Origin of the sequence: Sphingomonas sp. UV9 (genome assembly GCF_004101245.1) — a bacterium.
GTDB lineage: Bacteria > Pseudomonadota > Alphaproteobacteria > Sphingomonadales > Sphingomonadaceae > Sphingomonas.
Genome location: NZ_SCIN01000001.1, coordinates 238,001 through 263,674 on the forward strand (window position 1 = coordinate 238,001; position 25,674 = coordinate 263,674).

Genomic DNA, 25,674 nt, shown 5'->3' on the forward strand with positions numbered 1-25,674 from the left:
CATAACGGAGGGAGGAACGGATGCCGGCCTGGGAAATGCTGAACCATGCGCAGCATGCGTCACTTCGCGTCTCGCGGACCTGTGACGGCCAAAGGCATTTCGCGCAGATCGTCGCCGACGAGTTCCTGCAGGCCGCGCCCTATTATCCCATCCTCTTCACGAAGCATCCGGAGACCGGTGCGTTCTACGCCGGCGTCGTGATGGGCCTCGAGCCGGGTCATAACCTGATGACGAAGGAGGGTGTGCTCGCGGATTATCGTCCTGCCGATCTGGAGCGGCAGGGCTTCTATATTGCCGACGGCCAGTTGGTCGTGGATCGCGAGCATCCGGTGTTCGTCGCGCCCGACGGCCAGGCGGTTTTCGAGATCAATGGCGACGCAGCGCTACCATTAAAACGCGTCCAGCACGCGTTGCACGTGTTGGAGACAGGCCTTCCCGAAACCGACGCGTTGATCGAGCGCCTGCTGGCCCACCGCCTGCTGGAACCGATCGACGTCTCGATGTCGTTCGACGACGGCGAGAGCCTGACCCTCGAAGGGCTGTACACGATCAGCCTCGATGCTCTGCACGCGCTGCCCGACGCGGCCGCACTCGACCTGTTCCACAGGGGCGACCTGCAACTCGCCTATGCGCAGACCGGGTCGGTGCGCCATCTGCGGACGCTGGGACGACGCCGGAACGACCGGCTGGCAGACATCGCCCGATGATCCACGAGGCGCCCGCGAACGCTTTGCGCGACCCGGACAATTTCCGGACGCTCGTCATGGAACGGGGCCAACCCGCGATGCTCCGCGGTGCGGCGCGCGGTTGGCCGATGCTAGCCGGTAGCGCGGCAACGGGCGACGACCTGGCCGGGGTCGTCGAGCAGTTCCGGCGCTTCGATACTGGACGCCTGGCAGAGGTGTTCGTCGGCAAACCGGAGATCGCGGCGCGGTACGCTTACGATGCGTCGATGGCCGGCTTCAATTTCGATCGCAGCATGATCCCGTTCGGCGACGCGCTGACGCAGATCCTCGCGAGCGCCTGCGAGCCCGGGCAACCCAGCATGTACATGGGGTCGCTGGCGGCAGAGACGTACTTCCCGGGTATCGAGGAGACGACGCGGCTGCCGTTCGTGCCGGTCGCCGTCCGTCCGCGGTTCTGGATCGGTCACGCGTCCACCGTCGCCTGCCATTACGACACGATGGACAATGTCGCGTGCGTGACGGCGGGGCGGCGTCGCTTCACGCTGTTTCCGCCCGATGCGATCAAGGATCTGTACGTCGGGCCGATTGACCACACGCTGGCCGGACAGCCGATCAGCCTCGCCGTGGGCAGCGAGCCGGGCGATCCGCGGTATCCGAAGTTCGCGCAGGCGAGGGATCGGGCGCTGGTCGTCGAACTCGATCCCGGCGACGCCCTATATATCCCGAAGCTGTGGTGGCATCAGGTCGAGGCGCTCAGCGACGTCAATGTCCTCGTCAATTTCTGGTGGGACGGTTTTGCGGCAGGGCCGGACCAGCCCTACACGGCGATGCTGATGTCGATGCTCGCGATCGCCGAACGCCCGCTTGCCGAGCGCGAGGCGTGGCGCGCATGGTTCGATCATTACGTGTTCCGCCCGGACGGTCACCCGCTCGCCTTCCTGCCGACCGAACGGCACGGCGTGCTCGGGGCGCAATCGAAGGACAATTACGCGCGGATCCGCACGCTCGTCATGCGGCTATTGCGCGGCGGCTGACCTCGATCTGCGCCGCATCATCCAGCGGCTCGCCGGAAACAGTCTGTCTCGTGGTCGTCGACCAGCCCGCACGCCTGCATCCATGCATAGACGATGACCGGCCCGACGAACTTGAACCCGCGCTGCTTGAGCGCCGCGGACAGGGCTTCGGACGCGGGCGACCGGGTCAGCGCCTTCTCGCCGTCGCCGACGACCGGGGAGCCGTCGACGAAGCCCCAGACGAAATCGGCAAAGTCTTCACCGGCATCACGCATCGACAGGTACGCGCGCGCGTTGCCGATCGTCGCCTCGATCTTGGCGCGAGAGCGGACGATGCCGGCATTGTCGAGCATGGTCGCGACGTCGTCCTCGCCGAACCGTGCGACGGTCTCCGGATCGAAGCCCGCGAACGCCGCGCGAAACGCGTCGCGCTTCCGGAGGATCGTAATCCATGCGAGCCCGGCCTGAAACCCGTCGAGCATCAGCTTTTCCCACAGCGCACGCGGATCGCGCTCGGGCACGCCCCATTCGGCATCGTGATATTCGGCGAGCAACGGATCGCTCCGTGCCCAGCGGCAGCGCGTAACGCCGGCAAGCGTCATGTCGGTCACGGCGAGGTCTGATCGGGGCTTGGCATATTCCCCGCGACGATGCGCGATCTGCACCGCGCTGTCGATACGAGGCGCATATGACCAGCCCGGAATGGATCGGAACTTGCCAGTGGCTGATGCGGTGGCGAAGGTGACGAGAGGGCACGCCGATGACGGTGCATCGGGCCCAGAGAGGATTCGCTGGACGCCATGCCGACTAATTGCCTGTCCGCCACGTTTGCGCACGTATCTCACGACCACGATGGAGGGCTGTCGTGAGTCAGGATCCAACCGCACGAGCGGTAACGATCGGGGATCGGGTCGAGCGGTTCGTGCGCGATGTCGTCGTACCGTTCGAGCGCGACCCGCGGCGTGGCCCGCATGGTCCGTCGGATGATCTCGTCCATGAGATGCGCGGTCTGGCCAGCACGGCCGGCGTGCTGACGCCGCACATCCTGGGTGACGGCGAGCACCTGACCCAGGCCGAGACCGCGTATGTGCTGATCCGCTCGGGCCTGTCGCCGCTCGGTCCGCTGGCCTGCAACACGATGGCGCCCGACGAGGGCAGTATGTACCTGATCGGCAAGGCGGGCACGACGGCGCAGAAGGAGCGTTTCCTGGCGCCGATGATCGCCGGCCATGCGCGGTCGGCGTTCTTCATGACCGAGCCGGCGGCGGACGGGGGCGCGGGTTCCGATCCGTCGATGATGCAGACGACCGCGCGGCTCGATGGCAACCACTGGGTGATCGATGGGCGCAAGGCGTTCATCACCGGGGCGGACGGTGCCAGGGTCGGCATCGTCATGGCGCGTACCGACGCGGGGGACGGTAAGCTCGCGGCGACGATGTTCCTGGTCGACCTGCCCGATCCAGCGATCCGCATCGAACGCGTGCTCGATACGATCGACAGTTCGATGCCGGGCGGTCACGCGGTGATCGCGATCGACGGTCTGCGGGTTTCGGCAGACGCGATCCTCGGCGCGCCTCACGAGGGGTTTCGCTACGCCCAGGTACGGCTGTCGCCGGCGCGACTGTCGCATTGCATGCGCTGGCTCGGGGCGTGCATCCGCGCCAACGAGATCGCCACCGACTATGCCTGTCGTCGTCACGCATTCGGCAAGCCGCTGATCGATCACGAAGGCGTCGGCTTCATGCTGGCCGAGAATATGATTGACCTCCGCCAGGCCGAGCTGATGATCGACTGGTGCGCCGGCGTGCTCGATACCGGATCGCTCGGGACCGCGGAAAGTTCGATGGCGAAGGTCGCGGTGTCGGAGGCGCTCATGCGGATCGCCGATCGCTGCGTGCAAGTGATGGGCGGTACGGGCGTGACCGGCGATACGATCGTCGAGCAGGTATTCCGCGAGGTACGCGCCTTCCGCATCTACGACGGCCCGACCGAAGTCCATAAATGGAGCCTGGCCAAGAAGATCAAACGCGACTGGAAGGCGGCACAGGACTGCTAAGTCCAGGTTTGACCAAGGCTTGGTTCAGGACGAGCTAGGACCGAGTGTCATGGTGAAACGCAGCCCCCTGCCGCCGGGACCGGTCGCGACGTCGAGGACACCGTGGTGCGCGCGCGCGACCCGGTCGACGATCGACAGGCCGATCCCCGAGCCTTCGGAACGGGAGCCGTCGGCGCGCCAGAAGCGGTCCTTCAGCCGTGTGAGTTGGTCCGGCGCGACGCCGTCGCCATTGTCGGTGACGCCGATGCAGGGACCCGGTCCGACCTGGACGACGATCGCGGTGCCTGGAGGGGTGTGGCGTACGGCATTGTCGACCAGGTTCTCCAGCGCGAGGATGATCGCGGCGGGATAGCCGGTGATGCCGATGCCCGACGATCGGTCGTCGAGCGCGATCGTTCGTCCGCCTGTGATGATTGGCGGCGCGCGACCGGCAACCACCGTTGCGGCCAATGCGCCGAGGTCCAGCGGTTCGCCGTCCTCCTCGACCGGTCGTTCGAGATCGGCGAGCGCGAGCAGTTGCGTTACCACGCGGGCGGCGCGGTCGACCGATGCGAGCAGTGCCGCCTTCACCGTCGCGTCGTCGACCGCGTCTGCGCGCAAGCGAATTACCGCGAGCGGCGTGCGCAGTTCGTGGGCGATGTCCGCGGCGAACGCGGCTTGCGTACGAAAGCCCTCCTCGAGCCGGTCGAGCGCTTCGTTGGTCGCGACGGCCAGCGGCTCGACTTCGGTCGGCAGCGTCCCGCGCGGCAGCCGCGTGTCGAGCGAATGCGGGCCGATCGCGGCGGCCGTCGCCGATACCGCCTTCATCCGCCGGGTGAGGCGTCGCGTGAGCAGCGTGCCGATCAGCGGCACGAGCGCAGCGATCGGCAGGACGAGCAGCGCGAACCGCTTGAGGAACGCGCTGACGATATCGTCGGTGACGACTTCGGGCGCCGCGCTGTCCTGCGACGCGACGATCCAGCGGCCCCCTCGCGCCGGCAGGCTGTAGGCTTCGATGACCCCGCGCCGGAAGAAGTGCGCGCTACGATCCATCGGCGCCGCGGCAATGATGTGCGGGCGGGCGGGCCCCCTTGCCATAAGGACGAAGCGGTTTCGGTCGACGACCGCTATCGCCATGCCGTCGGTCAGCGCGTCGCTGCGCAGCGGGGCGGACGCGGGGAGGGCGCTCGCGACGGTGGCGGCCTGCTGGCGGAGCAACCTTCGCTGATAATGGTCGGCGGTGCTGTGCAGCAGCATCGCGACGCCGAACGACAGCGCGACCGAGGCGACCAGCGCGGTGACGACATGGAGTGCGACGAACTGGCCCAACAGCGACCTGGGCAGGGATCGCGGCAGGCGGACGATCACGGCTTGCAGACGATCATGTAGCCGAGTCCGCGCACCGTCTCGATCCGGGCGCCGCTGTCCGCATCGTCGAGTTTCTTGCGCAGGCGGTGGACATAGACCTCGACCGCGTTCGAGCCGAGTTCGCCGCCGAGCCCGAACAAATGATCCTCGGCGATCCGCTTCGGCACGACATTGCCGGCGCGCCGCAGCAGTAGTTCGAGCAGTTCGGTCTCGCGCACCGACAGCGCGATCGCCGCATCCGCGACCCGCACCAGCCGCGTTTCGAGATCGAAGCTCAGTCGCCCGCACGTCAGCGACCGGCCGATATAGCCGCCCTGCCGGCGCAGGACGGCGAGCGGGCGGGCGTGGAGCTCGTCGACGTCGAACGGCTTTACCACGTAATCGTCGGCGCCTTCGTTGAGACCGCGGATCCGTGCGTCGATCGTGCCGCGTGCCGTGAGGATCAGTACCGGGCGCGTATCACTGCGTGCGCGGATGCGGCGCAGCAGCGTCAGCCCATCCTCGTCGGGCAGGCCGAGATCGAGCAGGACCGCGGCGTAATCGCCGTGCTGGAGATACGCGTCCGCCTCGTCGCCGCTGCGCGCGAGATCCACCGCGAAGCCGCGCGGCGCCAGCGCTGCGATGAGCGCCTGTGCCAGCTCGCGGTCGTCCTCGATCAGCAATACCCGCATCGATCGTCGCCTCGTCTAGGTGCGGTGCAGCATCCGTAAGCGCGCTGTAAGCGAGCGATCCTATCGGCTCCAGTCTAATCCCCAAGGGGCTGATTATGCACGCGACGACGACACCCGATACGCTTCCTCCGGCCCGCACGCTGTCGCGGGCCTCGCAATTGCGCTGGCTGGGGATCGCCGCAGGGGCGATCGTCGCCGTCGTGCTGCTCGTGCTGTTGATCGGCAAGCTTACGCATCACGAGGCGCCACCTGCTCCGGTGACACCCCCGGGTACGTTCAGGCCTTCGAAGGACCAGATGGCCGGGCTGACGACGATGCGCGTCGGTTATGGCACGTCCGATGCGCGGACGCTGGCAAGCGGCGCGATCACGGTCGATGGCGACCGGAGCACACCGGTGCTGATGCCCTATTCGGGGCAGGTCGTGCGGGTGCTCGCGGATGCCGGGCAGCACGTGACGCAGGGCCAGCCGCTGCTGCTCGTCAAGACGAGCGATTTCGTCGATGCGCGCAGCGGGCTGTTCGCGGCGCGCGCGGCCGCGCAGAACGCGCAGGCACAGCTTGCGACCGTCGAGCGAACCGCGGACCGCGAGCGGCTGATCTACGAGACCGCGGGCGGTGCGCTGAAGGATTACCAGCAGGCGAAGACCGATCTGGCGGCCGCGCAGGCGACCGCGCGCACGGCGCAGGCGTCGCTCGGCGCGGCGCGCGACAAGTTGTCGATCCTCGGCAAGTCGCAGGGCGAGATCGCGCGGCTGGAAAATGTCGGCGAAGTCGCAGGGATCCATGACGTGACCACGCTGCATGCGCCGATCTCCGGGCTGATCGCGTCGCGCGACGTATCCGCGGGGCAGTATCTGTCGCAGGGTGGCGACAAGCCGGTGATGACGATCACCGATCCGTCGCGCGTCTGGCTGATCGCGCAGCTCGCGGAGGGCGATGCGAGCGCGGTGCATCGCGGCGACAGCGTGACGGTGACGACGCCCGCGCTGCCGGGGCGCAGCTTCCACGCGACGATCGATCTGGTCGGCGCCGCGCTCGATCCACAGAGCCACCGCCTGCCGGTGCGTGCGACGATCGCCAATCCGGACGGCACGCTGAAACCGCAGATGTTCGCGCGCTTCTCGATCGAACGTGCGCATGAGGGCGACGCGCTGCTGGTGCCCGCCGCCGCAGTGATCCACGAGGGCGACGATGCGCGCGTGTGGCTGGTGCGACCCGACGGGTTGCTGGTCGCGCGCACCGTGACCGCGGGCGAGGAGCAGGACGGCAACGTTTCGATCATCGCGGGCCTCAAACCCGGCGAGCGGATCGTCACCGCGGGCGCGCTGTTCGTCAACGAAGCGGGTCTCGGCGAATGAACCGGATCGTCGAATTCGCGCTGCGTCAGCGGCTGCTGATCGTCGGCATCTTCGTCGCCATGCTGGTGGCGGGGGGCGTCGGCTTCTACAATCTCAACATCGAGGCCTATCCCGATCCGGTCCCGCCGATGGTCGAGATCATCACGCAGACGCACGGGCTGTCCGCCGAGGAGATGGAGCGCAACGTCACCATCCCGATCGAGGTCGGCATGGCGGGCATCCCGCATCTGACCGCGATCCGCGCAATCTCGCTGTTCGGCCTGTCGGACATCAAGATCCAGTTCAGCTACGATCTGACCAACGATGCGGCCAAGCAACAGGTCATCAACCGCCTGTCGCAGCTTCCGCCGCTGCAGGGTGGCGCACAGCCGACGCTGTCCCCGACCAGCCCGGTCGGCGAGATCTACCGCTACAAGATCACCGCGCCCAAGGGCTATTCGGTGATGGATCTCAAGACGTTGCAGGACTGGGTCCTCCAGCGCCGGTTCAAGCGGATTCCGGGCGTGATCGACGTCACCGGTTGGGGCGGCAAGCTGCGCACCTATGACGTCGTGATCGACAACGACCGGCTCGCTGCGCACAACGTGACCGTCGCGCAGGTACTGGCCGCACTCGGCAAGAGCGACGGCAATGTCGGCGGGCAGACGATCAATTTCGGCGCGCAGGCGGCGATCGTCCGCGGCATCGGCCTGATCCAGTCGGTCGGCGGCATCGAGAACGTGCTCGTCGGCACCGGCGGCGGCCAGCCGGTATTGCTGAAGGACGTCGCGCACGTCCGCATCGGCAATGCGCCGCGGCTCGGCATCGCCGGCTACGACGACCAGGACGACATCGTCCAGGGCATCGTCCTGATGCAGCGCGGCGCACAATCGATGCCGACGATCCTGGCGGTGCAGAAGGAAGTCGCCGACATCAATGCGTCGGGCATCCTGCCGCCGGGCGTCCATCTCGACCGCGTGTACGATCGCTCGGACCTGATCCACCTGACCATTCACACCGTGCTCGAGAACATGGTGGTCGGCATCCTGCTGATCTTCGCGCTCCAGTGGATCTTCCTCGGCAATCTGCGCAGCGCGATCATCGTCTCGGCGACGATCCCGTTCGCGCTCGCCTTCGCGATCCTGATCCTGGTGTTGCAGGGCGAGAGCGCGAACCTGCTCTCGGTCGGCGCGCTCGATTTCGGGCTCGTGGTCGACGCCTGCGTGATCATGGTCGAGAACATCTTCCGCCACATGGTCGAACGATCCGCGCACGTCGAAAACGGCCACCTTGATGGAAGAGGGGGGCACTACACGCTGGCAAACCGCTTCTCGGCGGTGCTCGGCGCCAGCTCCGAGGTGAGCCGCGGGATCTTCTTTGCCGCCGCGATCATCATCGCCAGCTTCCTGCCGCTGTTCACGCTGACCGGCGTCGAGGGCCATATCTTCGGGCCGATGGCGAAGACCTATGCCTATGCGATCACCGGCGGGCTGATCGCGACCTTCACGGTCGCGCCGGTGCTGGCGACGCTGCTGCTGCCTGACAAGCTCTCCGAAGTGGAGACGTGGATCGTCGGCAAGCTGCGCAGCGCCTACGAGCCGGCGGCCGCGTTCGCACTCGGCAACCGGGTCGTCGCGATCGGTGGCGCTGCGTTGCTGATGCTGCTCGCAGTGGTCGGCGTGCGCTCGCTCGGGATCGAGTTCCTGCCGCATCTCGAAGAGGGCAACATGTATATCCGCGCGACGCTGCCCGCCTCGGTCAGCCTCGAGGCGGGGCAGCCGGTCGTCAACGGCGTCCGCCGCATCCTGATGCAATATCCCGAAGTGCAGGCGGTGCTCTCCGCGCATGGCCGCCCCGATGACGGGACGGACTCGACGGGCTTCTTCAACGCCGAATATTTCGTGCCCCTGAAGCCGTTCGACACCTGGCCGAGCGGCGTGACGAAGGAGACGCTGACCGACGAGCTCTCGAAACGGCTATCGGCCAAATATCCCGGCGTCGACTTCTCGTTCTCGCAGATCATCGAGGACAATGTCGAGGAGGCCGCGTCGGGCGTGAAGGGCGCGAACTCGATCAAGCTGTTCGGCCCCGATCTCGCGACGCTCGAGAAATATGCCGACCAGATCAAGGCGCAGATGGGCAAGGTCCGCGGGATCGAGGATCTCGGCGTGTTCCAGTCGCTCGGCCAGCCGACCGTGCGGATCGACGTCGATCGCGCGCGCGCGTCGCGCTACGGGCTGACCCCCGACGACATCAACGCGACCGTCGCCGCGGCGATCGGCGGGCAGTCGAACGTCGACCTGTACGAGAAGGGCACCGACCGGCACTTCCCGATCGTCGTGCGGCTGAAACCCGAACAGCGCGACACGATCGACGCGATCCGCCGGATCACGGTCGGCGCACCATCGCCGGATGGCACGAGCACGATCCAGGTGCCGTTGTCGGAGGTCGCCGACGTGAAGCTGACGAGCGGCGCGTCGTTCATCTACCGCGAGCATCAGGAGCGCTATATCCCGATCAAGTTCTCGGTGCGCGGTCGCGATCTGGGCGGTGCGGTCGACGAGGCGCGGGCGCGGATCACGCGGACCGTGCATCTGTCGCCCGGCTATCATCTCGAATGGGCGGGCGAGCTCGACAACCTCAACAACGCGGTCGCGCGGCTCGAGGTGGTGGTGCCGATCAGCCTGCTGGTGATCCTGCTGCTGCTCTACGCCAATTTCGGTTCGATCCGCGACAGCCTGCTGGCATTCTCGGCGATCCCGATGGCGATCATCGGCGGCGTGCTGGCGCTGTCGCTGACGGGCACGGCGTTCAGCATCTCGTCGGCGATCGGCTTCGTCGCGCTGTTCGGGATCGCGGTAATGGACGGCATTCTGGTGGTCACGACGTATAATCATGCGGTCGACGAGGGGCTCGCGCGCGAGCATGCGCTGGCGACCACGGTCCGCCACAGCCTGCGCCCGGTGGTGATGACCTGTCTGGTGGCGGCGATCGGCCTGCTCCCCGCCGCGCTGTCGAGCGGGATCGGTAGTCAGGTGCAGAAGCCGCTCGCGCTGGTGGTGGTCGGGGGCATGACGCTCGCGCCGATCCTGATCCTGCTGGTGCTGCCGGTGCTGATCGATCGCTTCTCGAAGCGCGTACCGCCCGAGGATCGCGGCGCGCATGGGCGTGACGTCGGTCATCACCCGCATATGGAAGTCCAGGCATGAAGCGTCTCGCCATCCTCCTGCTCGCGGGAACCACCGGCGCCTGCACGATGGGCCCGCGAAACCTCGACGCGCATGCCAGCCTGCCGCCGGTCCCTGCACCGCAGACCATCGCGCCAGCCAGCGGCGCGGCACAGGCGACCACGCTCGCAACCGTGCCGGCCGCGTGGTGGCACAGCTTCGGCAGCGCACAACTCGACATTTTGGTCGACGAAGCGCAGGCGCATGCGACCGATATCGCGGTCGCCGAGGCGACCTTGCGGCAATATCGCGAGCAGGGTTCTGCGACCGCGGGTTCGGCGCTGCCGCAGGTCGACGCCGGCTATCAGGCGCAGCGCACGCGAATCTCGAACGCGCTGTCGCCGGCGGTCGCGGACCAGAACCAGCAACTCTATACGCTGCACACCGCGCAGGTGACGGTGAGCTACGATCCGGACCTGTTCGGCGGCACGCAGTCGAAGATCCGATCCGCGCGCGCGGCGACCGAGACGCAGCGGCAGCGATTGGCGGCGGCACAGACGACGGTGATCGCCAATCTGGTCGAGGCAGTGATCCAGCGTGGCTCGCTCGCCGATCAGATCGCGGCCGCGCAGACGGGGATCGCGGTCAACCGCGACATCCTTCAGACGCTCGTCAAGCGTCAGCAGCTCGGCGCGGTCGGGGCTGCCGATGTCGCGACGCAACAGGCTGCGCTGGCGACTGCCGAGGGCGCACTGCCGCCGCTGGTGCGTGCCGAGGCGCATCAGCGCGTGGTGATCGCGACGCTGATCGGGCGGGCGGCGGGATCGAACCTGCCGCCGTTGCCGACGCTCGCGTCGCTGAGCTTGCCGCGCGATCTGCCAATGGTGGTCCCGTCCGATCTCGTCGCGCGCCGGCCGGACGTGCTGGCGGCGCGCGCGCAACTCGAAGGGGCAGGGGCCGATGTCGGCACCGCGATCGCCGCGCGATTGCCGACGATCACGCTCAGCGGCGAGGCCGGCGGCACCGCGGAACGGTTCGGCGACATGGTCAAGAGCGGCAACCCGTTCTGGGCGCTGATCGGTGGGATTACGCAGCCGATCTTTCACGCCGGTGCGCTCCGCCATCAGCAGCGTGCCGCCGAATCCGCGCTCGAAGGGGCGAAGGCGCAATATCGTGCCGCTGTTCTGCAAGCGTTTGGCGACGTATCCGATGCGCTGACCGGCCTGCGGACCGACGCCGATGCGCTGGATGCCGCGACCCGCGCGACCGATGCGTCGGGCCGCGCGCTGGGGTTCGTCCGGCGTCAGTTGGCGCTCGGCGATGTCGGGACGCCCGCCTTGCTCAACGCGACCGCGACCGATGCGCAGGCGCGATCGCAGGCGGTCCAGGCGCGGGCGGCGCGGCTGTCCGACACGGTGGCGTTGTTCCAGGCCGCGGGTGGCGGTGTTTCGGGAGGGTGATCGATGGGTGGCATAACCGGCGCGACGAGCGGCAAGTTCGTCCTGATGGCGGCGACGCTGTTGTTCCACGGCAGGGTCGACAACGCACGCACCCTTGTCGCAATCGTGCCAGGCGCGCCGCATTCGGCGATCGGCGCAACGCTGGCCGACCGGATCATACACCGCGACCGGGTCAAGATCGGCATTCGCGCGGCGTATCTCTACGCGCCGATCGCCGCCGTCGAGCCCGCCCCCGCGCCGGGTGCCGACCTGCGCATCGGCCAGGATATCCTCGACGCCAGCCCGATCGAGATCGACTTCCGGCACCATGAACTTCGCCTGTTGCTGCCTGACGAGGCATCGCGCGCCGAACGCGGCATGCGCGCGATTCCGGTCACGCACCAGGCGGACGGCACGATGACGGTGCCGCTGACGCTCGACACGGCACCACCGATGCCCGCGATACTCGATCTCGCGCACGCCACCGACGTGACCGCGCCGACCAACGCCACCGCCGTCGCGCTGGGTCGTTCGGCCCTCGAGAACGCGGTCGTCGTGCGCGGCGGCACGCCGTCGATCGGACTCGCGGCGTTCAAGGACATGCGGGTGATCTTCGACCTCGGCCATGACCGGATATGGATCGCGACCGCCTAAGCCTGGCTGCGCGTAACGATGCGCAGGACGCTCGACCGAACCGATCGCGTCGCTCGTCGGACATTGGCGGCGTGCGGCAGTCGGTCGGCGCTCACGCCATCCGGGCAGCCGTCTCCTTCAAGGGGATGGTGGGCGATGCCAGATCGGCGTGATCGGTCGGCACAAGCAGGCCGATCAGCGCCCGACCCTGGACATAGTCTCGGGTCGCGTTGACGCAGTCGAGTGCGACGATGCGGCCCGCCTTGCAGTAGATCAGCGCAAAGGCGCGGGTCGCCGGATCACCGCGTACGATCACCGCGTCGTGACCGGTCGAAAGCCCGACCGTCTGCAGCTTCAGATCATACTGGTTGGACCAGAACCAGGGGACGGCATGATAGGGTTGCGGATCGCCGGTAATCGCCCGCGCGGCGACGTTCGCCTGGTCGGACGCGTTCTGGACCGATTCCAGGCGGATGACGGCGCCGCCCGCAAACGCGTTGGCGTGCGCCGCGCAATCGCCGATCGCAAAGACGTCGGGCAGGCTGGTGCGGCAGAACGCGTCGACCAGTACGCCGTTTTCACCCTCGGCGCCTGCTGCGAGAAGCGGCGCGACGGCAGGTTCGATGCCGATGCCGACGATCACCATCTCGCACGCCAGTATCTCGCCGTCGATAAGACGCACGCCACTGGCCGCGCCGTCGCGTTCCTCGATGCACGCGACCTTGGCCTCTAGCCGGATATCCACGCCGTGCGCCCGGTGCTCGGCTTCGAAGAACCGCGACAGAGGTTCGCCGGCGACGCGCGCCAGGACCCGGTCGAGTGCTTCGAGGACCGTGACGTGCTTGCCGAGCTTGGTGAGGACGGCCGCCGCCTCGAGCCCGATATAGCCGCCGCCGACCACGACCACGCGGGAGACGCCGGGCAATTCGGCGATCATCCGGTCGACGTCCGCGCGATTGCGGACCGCGTGGACACCGCGCAACGAATGCCCGGTACAAGACAGCCGTCGCGGCGTTCCGCCCGTGGCCCAGACCAGCGATCCGTAGCCGATCGTCGAACCGCCGCCGAGCGTGACGGTCTTTGCGGCGGGATCGACGCCGGTGGCGCGACGTCCGGGCAGCAGCGTGATCCCGCGCTCGTCCCAAAAGGCGGGCGGACGGATCAGGATGCGATCGAACGGCTTGTCCCCCGACAGATACTCCTTCGACAACGGCGGTCGTTCATAGGGATAGTCGGCTTCGTCGCCGAGCAGCGCGACTGTGCCGCCGAATTTGCGTTGGCGCAGCGCGACCGCGGCCTGCGCACCGGCGTGGCCCGCGCCGACGATCAGAACGTCGAAAGAGGAAGTCGTCTGCGTCATCGATACCTCGTCGCCACGCCGCTCGGCGCAGATCGCTGCTGCGGCTGTCGATCCGAGAGGACCGCCCGCTTGGGTGGCGATACTATCCGGCACGTCCGCGCGCGTCACGCTCCCGTTCTGCCGAAGGCGCGGCGGCTGTCGATCATCGGCGGCCAGTTCAAGGTCGCGTCCCGAACGGCGAGACTATTTGCGGCAGGCGCCTGCCACATGCCTGGCGGTCTGATCGATAGTGATCGCTAGCGGACCCTTGGGGGCTTGTCCGGCCATCTTCAGTCGTCCGGTGAGTCCGTTGACGGTATAGGTGCCGGCGCGCGTGATATTCATCGGCCCACCCTTTTTCTGTGGGCATGTGAGCGTCTGCGCGTAGCGACCGCCGGCGATCTGCAGGGTGTCTACCCGACATTGCGCCTTGGGGTCGGGCACCAGCAACGCCGCGACGCCGGTCTCCGCCGACACGGGCGTCACGCACTTGTGCTCTGTCTTGGAGCGGCCCTTCATCATCTTCAACAGGAAGCCCGGTGCGCCGGGTATGACAAGATCTACCGCGGTGGAGACGATGTCCCAACGGCCCGGCGCGATGCTTTGGGCGGAGGCCGCGGCCGGAAGGACGAGGAGAACAGGAACGAGATATTTGCGCATGCCTCCACCCTGACGCAGGTTAGGGCGCGTTGCAACCGGGTTCGCTGGCGCTCGTACCTACGAAAAAGTACCCGATCGTCGATACTTACGCGATTGATGGCGCGAAGGTCGTCGTTCGGGTCAGTCGACGGCGTACCGGCTTGACGGGCGTCGGCAGGCCCCTTGCGCTGCGGCCCGCAATGATTTGCACGAAACGCCTGCCAGCGCTTAGGGTGGCGTCATGGAAAACACCCCACCGTCGCTCGACCTGTTCACCCTTCTCGAAATCGCGCTGGAGGAGCGCGACGAGGCCGCCGAGGCGTTCGATATCTTCAAGCAGGATGCCGTGATGGCGCATGCGCCGGAAGCGGGCCACGAACCGGCCGTGACGAGCGAGGACGCAGCGGATGCGGCGGCCGAAGAAGTCGACGGCTTCAGCGCGGAAGTGAACGGCCTGCTGCAGCGCGCGTCGGACGAGGAACTGTCCGCTGCCTACCGTCAATCGGGCGGCGAGGTCGGCAACACCGTGGCCGAGGCATTGCTCGGCGAACTCAAGCGCCGCAACCTGGGTATCTGAACTGACCAGTTCCTCCGATCACTGTCCGGGGCGGTAGCGGCGTTCTACATGCCCCTTCAGTTCGTCGGGATGGAAATACACCGGGCGTAGATCGCCGCGTGCGTACCGCGGTGCCTGGTCGGCGAAGTGGGGCGAGGCAATGTCGCCACTCTGCCCGCCGGCCATGATCGCGGACGCCTTCACCCGGGGTCCGAACTCCACGACCGCGACGAAGCTGTTGCCGCTGGTGCCGTAATAGCGCTTCGTTCCCGGCCAGGGCTTTGCGCCGAACGACGCCAGGCTGCCCCATTGGGCCGAGGTGAACGGCACCGGGATCGAGGCCTTGGCATCGTCGAAATGCGGGGCGATCGCGTCATCGAGCCGCTGGAACCGGTTGATGTCCTGCCAGAGCGTCCGCCAATCGCCAAAATCGCGGCGGAGCCGGTCCACGGCGGCCGTCAACGCGGCGAGCTTTGCATCGGGACCGACCCGCGTGGCGATATAGTCCGGGACGTTGAGCCGCTCGGCTTGTGCGAAACTGCCGACCTCGCGCCACAAGTGATCGCCCCAGAACACCGCCAGGCTGGTCGCGGTGGACGTGTAGCTCCAGCGGAAGTCCCATGATTTGAGCACCGCGATCGGCGCCTCCAGGTCCTTGCGACGCGGGTCGGCGGCGGGGAGGGCAGTCCAGGCGGCGACCAGTCCGGGTACCAATCGGGCGAACGCGGGCAGATACGGATCGAACGCCGCCCCCCGCAGCGTATCGGCCGTCCAGCCGGACTTGCCCGTCAGCAATAGATCGGCATGCACGCCACGCGCATTGCCCCCGACCTGATCCATGTAGCGGGGATAGTCCGCCGGCTTGGGGCTGTCGGGGCCAGCGGCGCTCCATGGCCAGTCGTTGGTGTTGTGCGCCCAGCCCGTGCGCGGGTTGAGCACGCTCGGCAAGCTCGGCAGCGTATGGAGTCCGCGCCAGTCAGTCGCGGGGTCGCTGCCGTCGACCGGACGCGTGTAATCGAAGCGATCGTCGCGCACCGGCATGAACTGCGGCATCAGGAAGGCGATCTCGCCCTTGCTGTCGGCGAACAGCGTGTCGTTCGAGGAGTTCGCCTTGCGTTCGGCGACCGTCAGATAGTGTGCGAGATCGGTCGCCTTGGTCCGCAGATAGCTTTGTTCGAGCGCGGGGACGGGTTTCCACATCAATGCGGTCGCGATCCAGCGTCCCGCCTTCATGGCGACGATCGGGCCGTGATGCGTGCGATAGGTCGTGAAGCTTCGGTCGCCGGTCGAACCGTCCGGCTTGCGGTACCGTAGCGTCACGATTTTCGTCGCGACCGGTCGGCTGATCTTGCCATAGCGATAGGTATAGCCGTCGCCGCGCCGCGCGATCCGTTCGGCGAATTCGTCGACATTGTCGACCGTCGACGAGGTATGCATCCAGCCGGCCTTCGCGTTGAAGCCCTGATAGATGAAGAACTGTCCCCAGGTGCTCGCGCCGTACGCGTTCAGTCCCTCGGTGCTGGTCATCTGCGCCTCGGACCGGAAATAGAAGCTGGTGTGTGGATTGATCAGCAGCAGCGCATGGCCGTTCGCGGTCAACTTCGGCGCGATCGCGATGCCGTTGGAGCCCGACGGTTCGCGCGGAACCATGCCGCGCTCCTCGGGGGTGGGCGGGGTCGGGCGTCCGTAGAACGTCTTAAGGTCGCTGAGCGAGATACGCTCGATATCGCCGCCGATACTGCCCTCGGTGAAGCTCAGCGCCATCCAGGGCTCGAACCGGGTCAACACCTTGGGCCTGATCTGCGGATGCGTCGCGAGATAATAGTTCAGCCCGTCCGCCCAGGCCTGCATCAGCGTGCGCAGCCACGCCGGGCTTGCCGCATACTGCGCCTGGAGTTCGACCGGATCGGCGAACAGCCGTTGCCGCAGATCCGCCCAGATCGCGTCCTCGCCCGCCGCTTCGGCGGTACGGCCCAGCGCGGTCAGGTAATTCGCCTCGATCCGCGGAAAATCGTCCTCGGCCTGCGCATAGATCAGGCCGAACACCGCATCGGCATCCGAACGCCCCTGGATATGGGGGATCCCCCAATCGTCGCGCGTGATGGTGACACGGGCGGCTTGCGCCTGCCACCGCGTCCGCTCGGTCGGCGGCGTACCGGGGGCGGCCGTGAGGGGGGCGCCCAGCAGGGCCAACAGGATCACCGGAGTGCGCGCGCGTTGAAAAACCGAGGTCATGGAGACAGCGTAAGGCGACAAACGGCGAAAGACCATGCGTCGGCACGGCACGGTCGATCCGCGCGACGACGTCGCCATTTTAGGCGTGCGACGTCGCTCTTGACCGCGTGGGCCTCAGCCAGATGAGCAGGAACGGTCTTTCTGCCACGGAAGCGCCGTTGGGGGTGCTGATATCGATTTTCCGCCGGTGGAACTGCCAATAGAGAATCACGCTGAGGATCGCGGCGTAGAAGCACCAGACCGAGGCGAACGCATAGCCTTTGACCAGATGAACGATCGTCAGCCCGATCACGTTGACGATGCCATAGGTCCGGACGACGCGGTGGCTCGACAGCAGCAGTGCGCCGCAGGTCGCGAGGATGTAGAAGACCGACACCACGATGTTGCTCGTCATCGCGTTCAGATACGCGATCGAGTGCTGTTCGATGAAGGCATGGGTCGGAAACAGCACGAGCCCGGCAATGTCCCACAGGCAGACGAGCGCGCCGGTGATGGTCAGGCCGACGATCGCGGTCCGGCGCCAGCCGGGCGGTTCCATCAATGCCACCGCGGTCGGCATCAGCACGGGCAGGATACCGAGGGCGTAGACCGTGAACAGCAGCACGGCGTGATCGAGCGCGACCTTGCCCAGTTCGCCGTGCAGGGCCAGCCATACCAATCCTTCGCTGAACTGGTGAACCGCGAACAACAGTGGCACGGAGGCGAAGAGCAGCGCGCGTGGCTCGCGGACATGCCGCAAGGTGGCGACGCCGATCGTGGCGAGTACCCCGGAGGCAGCGAAGCTTGCGGTCGCCGAAAAGCACATGCGCGGTCGTCCAGGCTGTTGGCGGTTCGTCAGGGCGTGGCGTGTTTCCTGCCACATAGCCAGCGCCGCTTGGCCGTATCGGCTCTCACATCCGCCAAGGGTCTGTGGCGATGACGCTTTCCAACACCCGATCGAGCGCCTAAGCGACGGAAATCCCCGGGGGGCCGCTGATGCGCGGCTGAGAGGTGGGCTGCAGCCCATGACCCGCTGAACCTGATCCGGCTTATACCGGCGTAGGGAGGGTCTGCGGCTGGCCCGTCGTCCCTCCGATTGGAGTGGACGTGACGTTTTTCAGTGCTGGTTCGAGTGTGACTAATGCCGGGCGCGAGCGCAGGCTGTTGGGGCGGGTCGCGCTGACCCTGTCGGCGACCCTCGCCGCATCGTCGGCCGGGGGACAGGTCGCATCCGAGCCCGTCGAACCCGCCGAGATCCGGGTGGTCGGCAAGCAGGATCCGGCCGGACTGCTCCCCGACCAGAAGGTGCCGCGGGCGCAGAGTGCGATCTCCGCCGACTTCATCGTCAAGCAGGCGCCGACGCTCAACGCGTTCCAGCTGGTGACGCTGCTGCCCGGCGCCAACGTCGCGTCGAGCGATCCGTACGGCCTGTCGACGAGCTCCAGCCTGACGCTGCGCGGTCTCGGCCAGGACGAGATCGGCGTGCTGATGGAAGGCGCGCCGCAGAACGATATCGGCTATTATTACGCCTATCCCTCGCAGTTCGCCGATCCCGAGAACCTCAAGCGCATCTCGCTCGCCCAAAGCTCGGTCGATATCGATTCCCCCACGCTCGGCGGGGCAGGCGGGCTGTTGTCGCTCGCGCTCGACGATCCCAAGGCGCGTCCCGGCGGGCTGGTCGACCTGTCGCTCGGCAGCTACGCGGCGCGGCGCGCGTTCGTCCGCATCGATAGCGGGACGATCGGCAATACCGGGTTGAAGGCCTTCCTCTCCTATTCGAACACGCGCGCGGACAATTGGCGCGGCGCCGGCTACGATACGCGCCAGCATATCGACGCCAAGATCCTTAATGAATGGGGCGCCGGCAACCGCGCCAGCCTCGCGCTGTCGTACAATGACGCGAACTCGTCGAGCTACCCCAGCCCGACGCTCGCCGAGTGGAACGCGCAGGGTCGCGATTTCAATTTCGACGAGCGCTACACGCCAGGGAACACCAACTATTGGCGGCTGTACCGCGCGCCGTTCCGCAACCTCTACGCCTCCGCGCCGGTGCATATCGTGCTGAACGACCGGCTCGCGCTCGACACCACGAGCTATCTCCAGTTCGGCTACGGCAACTCGCCCTACGGGACGCAGCTCACCACCGACGGCAATTTCCTCGGGACCGAGGAATTGGCCCAGCCGATCGCGCTGCCCGGTGCGGTCGACGGCGTCGCGACCGTGCTCGGCAATTATACCGGCGACCAGATGCGCGTCGGCAACGTCAGCAAACTGACGCTCAAGGCTGGCGTGCACACGGTCACCGCCGGGCTCTGGCTCGACTACGGCACCGACCGCGTCACGCAGTCCTACACCTCGATCGACGCCGACGGGCAGCCGGTCGACCGCTGGGGGTATCGTGCCAAGGCGATCCGCACCGCCGATGGCCGCCTGCTCGCCTATGAGAACCAGCGCACCGTCACCGTGACGAAGGGCTTCTTCCTTGCCGACAGCATCGCGCTGACGCCGCGGCTGACGATCGACGCCGGTTTCAAGGGCGTGAACGTCCTGCGCAACGGCCGCACCTATCTGCCAGGACCGCAGGACAAGGTGCGCAACGACAGCTTCGCCGCGCTGCCACGCGCCGCCATCCACTACCGGCTCGACGATCGCCAGCAGCTGTTCGCCAACATCACCACCAACTTCCGCACGCCGAACGAATTCACGCTCTACAACAGCTATTTCGGCGGCGAGTTGGTCGTGCGGGGGACGAACGCACTCAAGAACGAATATTCGGTCTCGCAGGAGATCGGCTATCGCTTCATCGGCGAGCAGCTCTCGGCGTCGGTGACGGGCTTCCACTACAAGTTCCGCAACCGCCAGCTCGCCACGGTGATCGATCAGGGCGGCGCGCAGGTGAACGCGACGATCAACGCCGGCGGACAGACCTCGTACGGCGTCGATGCGGAGATCGACTACCGCCCGGTGGCAGGCGTCAGCCTGTACCTCTCGGGCGAATATCTGCGCGCGCGGATCGACGACGACCTGCCCGTCGGAGCGGACTTCCTGCCGACCAGGGGCAAGCGCGCGGTGTCCAGCCCGACCGTCCAGTTCGGCGCCGGCGGAATCTATGACGACGGCCGGTTCTTCGGCAGCGTCGCGTCGAAATATATCGGCCGGCAATATGCGACCTTCATGAACGACGAGGCGATCAAGGGCTATGCGACGCTCGACCTGTCGGTCGGCATGCACCTCGCCGACTGGCTCGACGGCAAACGCACCGATCTGCGCGTCAACGCGATCAACGTCACCGATCCGCATGTCCTCGCGGGCGTCCAGTCGGTCAGCCCCAACGCGCAGGACACGATCGGGCGCAACGGCACGGTCATCGTGGGCGCGCCGCCGGCCTATTATATCGGCAGCGGCGCGGCGGTCATGGCGACGGTCTCGCGGGCGTTCTGAGATGGCGACGCAGCCTGCACACCTGGTCCACGGCATGGGCACGGCGATGGAGGCGCCGACCTGGCCCGCGATCACCGCCGACGAGGCAGATGCGGCGATCGCCTGTTTTCCGGCGGCGGGACGGCTGACCGGGCTGCACTGGCATTCCCCGCGACCCTTCTCCGCCGCGACGCTGGCGCATACGACGCAGGGCGCGTTCCTGGTGAAGCGCCACCACCACAGCGTCCGCTCGATCGCAGGGCTGGCAGAGGAACACGCGTTCATCGCGCACCTAGCCGGCGCCGACATGTCGGTGCCCGAGGTGATGGCGACCGCGGCGGGCGCGACGGCGGTGGCGAGCGGCGCGTGGTCGTACGAACTGCACCGCGCGGCGCCGGGTGCGGACCTGTACCGCGACAGCCTGTCGTGGACGCCGTTCGCTTCGCACGCGCATGCCCATGCCGCCGGCGTGGCGCTCGCGAATTTGCATGCGGCGGCGCGCAGTTTCACCGCGCCGGCGCGCCGACCGCAGCCACTGGTTGCCAGCTTCACGATCCTCCCCGCCGCCGATCCGATCGCCGCAGCCGAAGCCTATGTCGCGGCCCGTCCCGCGCTGGCCGCGTTCCTCGAATCCAGGCCTTGGCGACGCGAGCTCGCGAGCCTGTTCGATGCCTTGGGGCAGGGGGTGGCCGCTTTGCTTGCCGGACAAGCGCCGCTGTGGACGCACAACGACTGGCACCCCTCCAACCTGCTCTGGGCAAGTGACGGCAGTGTCCGAACCGCGTTCGACTTCGGACTCGCCGACCGCACCTGTGCCGTGCACGACATCGCCACCGCGATCGAGCGGACGGCTGTTCGCTGGCTCGACCTGGGGCAGGGGACGGACGATATCGGCGATCCGGAGGCGGCACTGGCCCTCCTCGCGGGCTACGCCACCGTCGCACCGCTCGGCCGCGCGGCCCTAGCCGCGATCGTGCGCGTGTTGCCGCTGGTCCACCTCGAGTTCGCGCTGTCGGAGATCGACTATTTCACCGCGGTCGTCGAGGATCCGGCCTCCGCTGTGCTGGCCTGGGACGGGTATGTAGTCGGTCACGCCGCGTGGTTCCGCTCCGCGTCGGGCCGGGATTTCCTCCGTGCGCTCGAAACGGGAGCACCCCAGCAATGACCGCGTTCGAAATCGTCGCGGTCGCGGTCAGCGTCACGGGCATCTGGCTGACCGCGACGCGGCGCATGCTGTGCTGGCCGGTCAACCTCCTCGCCTGCGCGCTCTATTTCAAGCTGTTCCTCGACGTCCGGCTCTATGCCGACATGGTCCTGCAAGCGCTGTTCGGAATTGCGATCCTTTACGGCTGGGTCGCCTGGACCCGCGGCAAGGACGCCACCGGCGACGTCGTCGTGGTGCCGCTCCGCCCCGCGCACGCGATCGCGAGTCTCGCCGCGGGCGCGGCCGGCGCGGTCGCGATCGGATGGTTCATGAGCCGCTACACCGACGCCGCATTGCCCTGGATGGACGCCGGGCTCAGCAGCTTCAGCCTCGTCGCGCAATATTGGACCGCACGCCGCCACACGGCGAATTGGCTGCTCTGGATCGCCGTCGACATCCTCTATGTCGGGATGTTCCTCGTCAAAGGCCTGACGCTGACCGCGGGCCTCTACGCGGCGATGATCGCGCTTGCGGTGATCGGCTACCGTCAGTGGCGCAAGGCCGAGGCGATAGTCTGACGACCGTATCGGTGGACGCGAGCGCTCCGCCGATCCTGTGCTAGGACGTGTCCTCGGACAGCCAGAACGGAGCGCCACCATCGTCGGGCCCAGTGTCATCCTCGCCATCCTCGGCTATGGTATCCTGCTGTTCGGAATCGCGTGGGTGGTGGACCGGCGCGGGCTGTCGCAGCGGCTCGGGCGGATCGCGTATCCGCTGTCGCTGGCGGTGTATTGCAGCAGCTGGACGTTCTTCGGCGGGGTCGGCACCGCGGCGACGCGCGGCTGGGATTACCTCGCTATCTATCTCGGGCCTGCGCTGGTGTTCCTGCTGGCGCCGAAGTTTCTCGCGCGGCTGGTGCAGCTGGCGCGCGAGGAGGGGTCGAGTTCGATCTCCGATTTCATCTCCGCGCGCTATGGTCGCAGCCGGGGCACCGCCGCGATCGTCGCGGGGACGGCGTTGCTCGCATCGGTGCCGTATATCGCGCTCCAGCTGCGGTCGGTCACGCTGAGCTTCGGCGCGATCGCCGGGGTGGGCAGTTCGGCGGAGGTCGGCACGTTCGTCGCCCTGCTGCTGGCTGTGTTCGCGATCCTGTTCGGCGCGCGGCGGTATGAGGTGGCGGGGCGCAATCCCGGCGTGGTCGCGGCGATCGCAGCGGAGTCGTTCATCAAGCTGCTATGCTTCGTCGCGCTGGGTGTGTTCACGGTGATGCTGCTCGCCGACGTGCCCGCGGAGGCGCTGGCGGCGCCACTCGCCCAGCTTGAGTCCGGCTTCACCTGGGGCGCGCTGACCTCCGATTTCTGGGTGCGGACTTTGTTGTCGGCGCTCGCGATCCTGTGCCTGCCACGCCAATTCTATGTCGGCGTAATCGAGGCGCGCGGCCCCGACGCGGTGGCGCGCGCGCGCTGGCCGTTCATCGCCTATATGGTGGCGATCTCGCTGCTCGTGCTGCCGCTGGCGCTCGCCGGGATGACGCTGTTGCCGGGCGATGCCGAACCCGATCTGTACGTGCTGGCGGTGCCGTTGCAGCAGGGCGAGCATCTGGTCGCGCTGATCGCGTTCATCGGCGGGTTCTCGGCCGCGACCGCGATGGTGGTGGTCGAGACGATCGCGCTGTCGACGATGGCGACCAACGACCTGCTCGCTCCCCTGTTGCTGCGGCGCCACGGCGAGGCGGGCGAGGGCGAGCTGGGCCGGCGGATGCTGCGCGTGCGGCGGGTCATCATCGCCGCGATCGTCGCGGTCGCGCTGATCTATGGCCGGAGTCTCGGCGCAGACCTGCCGCTGGCGTCGATCGGGCTGATCGCGTTCGCCGGCGTCGCGCAGTTCGCGCCGGCGCTTATCGCGACGGTCGGCTGGAACTTCGCCAACCACAGCGCGGCCCGGGCCGGGCTGATCGGCGGCGTGATCGTCTGGATCTACTGCCTGTTGCTACCCTCGATCGGCGAGGGCGTCGGGCCCGCAATGGCGAAGTTCACGCTGGGCTGGCTCGATCCGGATGCGTTGCTCGGCTGGCGGATCGGCTCGCCACTGGTCAACGGCACGGTGTGGAGCCTGGGCGTCAACGTCGCGCTGATGGCGGGCCTGCACCTGCGCGAACGGCATCGCGGGAATGCTGCGCTCGATCATGTCACCACGCTCGGAGAATTGCGGATGCTCGTCGCGCGGTTCGTCGGCGACGGCGAGGCGGAGGCGATCGGCGTGGCGTCGCCGGACTTGCGCGCACCGATCGACGGCCCCGCCGCGCGCACCGCCGAGCGGTTGATCGCCGGCGTGATCGGCGCACCCTCGGCGCGGAAGATCGTCGCGTCGAGCATCGCCGGCTCGGCGATCGACGTCAGCGACGTGGTCCGCCTGCTCGACCAGCGCGGCCGCTCGCTGCGGTTCTCGCGCAATCTCCTGTCCGCGACGCTAGAGACGATCGATCCGGGCGTCAGCGTGATCGACGCGGACCTGCGGCTGGTCGCGTGGAATCCGCGCTATGTCGAGATGTTCGACTATCCCGAGGGCTATGTCGTGGTCGGCCGCTCGATCGCCGACCTGATCCGCTACAATGCGGAGCGCGAGGGTAAGGGCCCGGGCGATATCGAGGCGCATGTCGCGCGGCGGATGGGGCATCTTGCGCGCGGCACGCCGCATAGTTTCGAGCGCCAGCGGCCATCGGGGCGCTGGATCAAGATGGTCGGGCGGCCGATGCCGGGCGGCGGCTATGTCCAGAGCTTCACCGACATCACCGCGGAGAAGGAGGCGCAGGCCGATCTCGAGGCGCGGGTGACGGCGCGAACGCAGGATCTGGCGCAATCGAACGCGATGCTGGGCGAGGCGCGCGCGGTGGCCGAGACCGCGACCCGCGACAAGACGCGGTTTCTCGCGGCGGCGAGCCACGATTTGTTGCAGCCCCTGCATGCGGCGCGGCTGTTTTGCGCGGCGCTCGACGAGGGCCTCGATGACGATAGGGCGCCGCACCAGGCCGAGCTGGTGCGCGCGATCGATGGCGCGATCGGCTCGGCGGACACGTTGCTGCGTGCCCTGCTCGACGTGTCGCGGCTCGATGCGGGGGGCGTGGTGCCGAAGGTCGAGCGGTTCGCGTTGGGGGCGTTGATCGAGGAATTGGTGGTGCAGTTCCGGCCGTTGGCGGCGGAACGCGGGCTAGTGCTCGCGTCGCATCCAAGCGCGTTCAGTGTCGCGACCGATCGCTCGTTGTTGCGGTCGATCCTGCAGAATTTCCTGTCGAACGCGGTGCGCTATTCGTCGGACGGGCGGATCTGGATCGGCGCGCGGCGGAGGGGCGACGATGTGTCGATCGAGGTGCGCGATGCCGGGCCGGGGATCGCCGATGCCGATCGCGAGCGGATCTTCGAGGAGTTCGAGCGGCTCGAAAGCAAGGGGAGTGCGGGCTGCGGCGTCGGTCTGGGGCTGGCGATCGTACGGCGGACGGCGCGGTTGCTCGAGGCGCCGGTCGAGTTGCGGTCGGCGCCGGGGCGGGGGACGACGTTTGCGGTGCGCGTGCCGATTGCGCCGGCCGGGCTCGACGTACCGTTGCCGACGCCTTCGGCGACGGGCGCGTTGGTGCCGGGGTTGCGGGTGTTGTGCCTCGACAACGACGCGACGATTCTAGTAGCGCTCGATGCGGCGTTGCGCGCGCGGCGGTGCGTGCCGTTGCTGGCGGCGACGATCGCCGAGGCGCTGCAACTCGCGGCGGACGAGGAGCCGGATGTCGCGCTGGTCGACTATCATCTCGACGAGGCGGAGGACGGGCTGGATGTGGTCTCGCGGTTGCAGGCGATGGAGCCCGCCCCGGCGATCGCGTTGGTGACGGCGGATCGCGCGGTCGCGGATGATCCGCGGTGTGCCGGGCTGGTGGTGCTGACCAAGCCGGTCGTGCCGGCGGATCTGTGGCGGTTTATCGAGGAGGCTTCGGCCGCAGCGGCGCGGGGGAGGTGAGCCCTTGTTTC

General features: G+C 67.6%; 19 protein-coding genes and 1 riboswitch. Of the genes, 12 read left to right on the top strand and 7 right to left on the bottom strand.

The window, feature by feature from the left end:
• Nucleotides 1-20 precede the first annotated feature (20 nt).
• Both EQZ23_RS00925 and EQZ23_RS00930 read left to right on the top strand, forming a co-directional pair.
• The gene (locus EQZ23_RS00925; protein WP_128452616.1) at nt 21-707 is read left to right on the top strand and encodes a SapC family protein; all 687 of its coding nucleotides are present in this window, start codon (nt 21-23) and stop codon (nt 705-707) included.
• Nucleotides 704-1,720, top strand: coding sequence for a cupin-like domain-containing protein (locus EQZ23_RS00930; RefSeq protein ID WP_128452617.1), 1,017 nt, complete (start codon nt 704-706; stop codon nt 1,718-1,720). The genes EQZ23_RS00925 and EQZ23_RS00930 overlap by 4 nt, the downstream gene beginning before the upstream one ends.
• Nucleotides 1,721-1,737: 17 nt before the next feature.
• Here EQZ23_RS00930 and EQZ23_RS00935 read toward each other — a convergent pair whose 3' ends face one another.
• Nucleotides 1,738-2,301 (bottom strand): DNA-3-methyladenine glycosylase I, encoded by a 564-nt coding sequence (locus tag EQZ23_RS00935; RefSeq protein ID WP_128453513.1) that lies wholly within the window; start codon nt 2,299-2,301, stop codon nt 1,738-1,740.
• Nucleotides 2,302-2,564: 263 nt separating this feature from the next.
• On the opposite strand from EQZ23_RS00935, the gene EQZ23_RS00940 reads away from it, so the two are divergent.
• Nucleotides 2,565-3,755, top strand: coding sequence for an acyl-CoA dehydrogenase family protein (locus EQZ23_RS00940; protein ID WP_128452618.1), 1,191 nt, complete (start codon nt 2,565-2,567; stop codon nt 3,753-3,755).
• A gap of 24 nt (nt 3,756-3,779) precedes the next feature.
• Here EQZ23_RS00940 and EQZ23_RS00945 read toward each other — a convergent pair whose 3' ends face one another.
• Both EQZ23_RS00945 and EQZ23_RS00950 read right to left on the bottom strand, forming a co-directional pair.
• On the bottom strand, nt 3,780-5,102 hold the full coding sequence (locus EQZ23_RS00945) for an ATP-binding protein (RefSeq protein ID WP_240663099.1): 1,323 nt from the start codon (nt 5,100-5,102) through the stop codon (nt 3,780-3,782).
• Nucleotides 5,099-5,773 (bottom strand): response regulator, encoded by a 675-nt coding sequence (locus tag EQZ23_RS00950; protein WP_128452619.1) that lies wholly within the window; start codon nt 5,771-5,773, stop codon nt 5,099-5,101. Before EQZ23_RS00950 ends, EQZ23_RS00945 begins: the two co-directional genes overlap by 4 nt.
• 95 nt (nt 5,774-5,868) lie before the next feature.
• Between EQZ23_RS00950 and EQZ23_RS00955 the strand changes: the two genes are divergently transcribed.
• From EQZ23_RS00955 to EQZ23_RS00970, 4 genes are read left to right on the top strand one after another with little or no spacing between them, the layout of a single operon-like run.
• Nucleotides 5,869-7,131 carry an efflux RND transporter periplasmic adaptor subunit gene (locus EQZ23_RS00955; protein ID WP_128452620.1) on the top strand — a complete coding sequence of 421 codons (1,263 nt, stop codon included), beginning with the start codon at nt 5,869-5,871 and terminating at the stop codon, nt 7,129-7,131.
• On the top strand, nt 7,128-10,319 hold the full coding sequence (locus EQZ23_RS00960) for a CusA/CzcA family heavy metal efflux RND transporter (RefSeq protein ID WP_128452621.1): 3,192 nt from the start codon (nt 7,128-7,130) through the stop codon (nt 10,317-10,319). Before EQZ23_RS00955 ends, EQZ23_RS00960 begins: the two co-directional genes overlap by 4 nt.
• Complete coding sequence (locus tag EQZ23_RS00965; protein ID WP_128452622.1) at nt 10,316-11,737, top strand: efflux transporter outer membrane subunit; 1,422 nt, start codon at nt 10,316-10,318, stop codon at nt 11,735-11,737. Before EQZ23_RS00960 ends, EQZ23_RS00965 begins: the two co-directional genes overlap by 4 nt.
• Nucleotides 11,738-11,740: 3 nt before the next feature.
• Complete coding sequence (locus EQZ23_RS00970) at nt 11,741-12,370, top strand: hypothetical protein (protein ID WP_128452623.1); 630 nt, start codon at nt 11,741-11,743, stop codon at nt 12,368-12,370.
• Between the two features lie 91 nt (nt 12,371-12,461).
• Here EQZ23_RS00970 and EQZ23_RS00975 read toward each other — a convergent pair whose 3' ends face one another.
• Both EQZ23_RS00975 and EQZ23_RS00980 read right to left on the bottom strand, forming a co-directional pair.
• Nucleotides 12,462-13,709, bottom strand: a complete 1,248-nt coding sequence (locus EQZ23_RS00975; protein WP_128452624.1) for an FAD-dependent oxidoreductase — start codon at nt 13,707-13,709, stop codon at nt 12,462-12,464.
• A gap of 183 nt (nt 13,710-13,892) precedes the next feature.
• Nucleotides 13,893-14,348 (bottom strand): DUF3617 domain-containing protein, encoded by a 456-nt coding sequence (locus EQZ23_RS00980; protein ID WP_128452625.1) that lies wholly within the window; start codon nt 14,346-14,348, stop codon nt 13,893-13,895.
• Between the two features lie 220 nt (nt 14,349-14,568).
• Here EQZ23_RS00980 and EQZ23_RS00985 point away from each other — a divergent pair, with 220 nt between their 5' ends.
• Nucleotides 14,569-14,904 (top strand): hypothetical protein, encoded by a 336-nt coding sequence (locus EQZ23_RS00985; protein ID WP_128452626.1) that lies wholly within the window; start codon nt 14,569-14,571, stop codon nt 14,902-14,904.
• Nucleotides 14,905-14,922: 18 nt separating this feature from the next.
• On the opposite strand, the gene EQZ23_RS00990 is transcribed toward EQZ23_RS00985, so the two are convergent.
• Both EQZ23_RS00990 and EQZ23_RS00995 read right to left on the bottom strand, forming a co-directional pair.
• Complete coding sequence (locus EQZ23_RS00990; protein ID WP_128452627.1) at nt 14,923-17,118, bottom strand: penicillin acylase family protein; 2,196 nt, start codon at nt 17,116-17,118, stop codon at nt 14,923-14,925.
• A gap of 79 nt (nt 17,119-17,197) precedes the next feature.
• Nucleotides 17,198-17,923, bottom strand: coding sequence for a DUF6629 family protein (locus EQZ23_RS00995; protein WP_128452628.1), 726 nt, complete (start codon nt 17,921-17,923; stop codon nt 17,198-17,200).
• Between the two features lie 147 nt (nt 17,924-18,070).
• Nucleotides 18,071-18,180: riboswitch (TPP riboswitch) on the top strand.
• Nucleotides 18,181-18,282: 102 nt separating this feature from the next.
• Here EQZ23_RS00995 and EQZ23_RS01000 point away from each other — a divergent pair.
• The 4 genes from EQZ23_RS01000 to EQZ23_RS01015 are packed head-to-tail and all read left to right on the top strand — an operon-like array spanning nt 18,283 to nt 25,663.
• Nucleotides 18,283-20,538 carry a TonB-dependent receptor gene (locus tag EQZ23_RS01000; protein ID WP_240663322.1) on the top strand — a complete coding sequence of 752 codons (2,256 nt, stop codon included), beginning with the start codon at nt 18,283-18,285 and terminating at the stop codon, nt 20,536-20,538.
• A gap of 1 nt (nt 20,539) precedes the next feature.
• Complete coding sequence (locus EQZ23_RS01005; protein ID WP_128452629.1) at nt 20,540-21,682, top strand: aminoglycoside phosphotransferase family protein; 1,143 nt, start codon at nt 20,540-20,542, stop codon at nt 21,680-21,682.
• Nucleotides 21,679-22,239, top strand: a complete 561-nt coding sequence (gene pnuC, locus EQZ23_RS01010) for a nicotinamide riboside transporter PnuC (RefSeq protein ID WP_128452630.1) — start codon at nt 21,679-21,681, stop codon at nt 22,237-22,239. The genes EQZ23_RS01005 and pnuC overlap by 4 nt, the downstream gene beginning before the upstream one ends.
• Nucleotides 22,240-22,276: 37 nt before the next feature.
• Nucleotides 22,277-25,663, top strand: a complete 3,387-nt coding sequence (locus EQZ23_RS01015) for a PAS-domain containing protein (RefSeq protein WP_240663100.1) — start codon at nt 22,277-22,279, stop codon at nt 25,661-25,663.
• The last annotated feature ends 11 nt before the right edge of the window (nt 25,664-25,674 follow it).

What these genes read in the sequence shown, in the direction of transcription:
- EQZ23_RS00965 (WP_128452622.1), top strand. Translation starts at nt 10,316, where the DNA reads ATGAAGCGTCTCGCCATCCTCCTGCTCGCGGGAACCACCGGCGCCTGC.
- EQZ23_RS00990 (WP_128452627.1), bottom strand. Translation starts at nt 17,118, where the DNA reads ATGACCTCGGTTTTTCAACGCGCGCGCACTCCGGTGATCCTGTTGGCC.
- EQZ23_RS00995 (WP_128452628.1), bottom strand. Translation starts at nt 17,923, where the DNA reads ATGTGCTTTTCGGCGACCGCAAGCTTCGCTGCCTCCGGGGTACTCGCC.
- EQZ23_RS00970 (WP_128452623.1), top strand. Translation starts at nt 11,741, where the DNA reads ATGGGTGGCATAACCGGCGCGACGAGCGGCAAGTTCGTCCTGATGGCG.
- EQZ23_RS00925 (WP_128452616.1), top strand. Translation starts at nt 21, where the DNA reads ATGCCGGCCTGGGAAATGCTGAACCATGCGCAGCATGCGTCACTTCGC.
- EQZ23_RS00985 (WP_128452626.1), top strand. Translation starts at nt 14,569, where the DNA reads ATGGAAAACACCCCACCGTCGCTCGACCTGTTCACCCTTCTCGAAATC.
- pnuC (WP_128452630.1), top strand. Translation starts at nt 21,679, where the DNA reads ATGACCGCGTTCGAAATCGTCGCGGTCGCGGTCAGCGTCACGGGCATC.
- EQZ23_RS00950 (WP_128452619.1), bottom strand. Translation starts at nt 5,773, where the DNA reads ATGCGGGTATTGCTGATCGAGGACGACCGCGAGCTGGCACAGGCGCTC.
- EQZ23_RS00980 (WP_128452625.1), bottom strand. Translation starts at nt 14,348, where the DNA reads ATGCGCAAATATCTCGTTCCTGTTCTCCTCGTCCTTCCGGCCGCGGCC.
- EQZ23_RS00960 (WP_128452621.1), top strand. Translation starts at nt 7,128, where the DNA reads ATGAACCGGATCGTCGAATTCGCGCTGCGTCAGCGGCTGCTGATCGTC.
- EQZ23_RS01005 (WP_128452629.1), top strand. Translation starts at nt 20,540, where the DNA reads ATGGCGACGCAGCCTGCACACCTGGTCCACGGCATGGGCACGGCGATG.
- EQZ23_RS00935 (WP_128453513.1), bottom strand. Translation starts at nt 2,301, where the DNA reads ATGACGCTTGCCGGCGTTACGCGCTGCCGCTGGGCACGGAGCGATCCG.
- EQZ23_RS00930 (WP_128452617.1), top strand. Translation starts at nt 704, where the DNA reads ATGATCCACGAGGCGCCCGCGAACGCTTTGCGCGACCCGGACAATTTC.
- EQZ23_RS00955 (WP_128452620.1), top strand. Translation starts at nt 5,869, where the DNA reads ATGCACGCGACGACGACACCCGATACGCTTCCTCCGGCCCGCACGCTG.
- EQZ23_RS00975 (WP_128452624.1), bottom strand. Translation starts at nt 13,709, where the DNA reads ATGACGCAGACGACTTCCTCTTTCGACGTTCTGATCGTCGGCGCGGGC.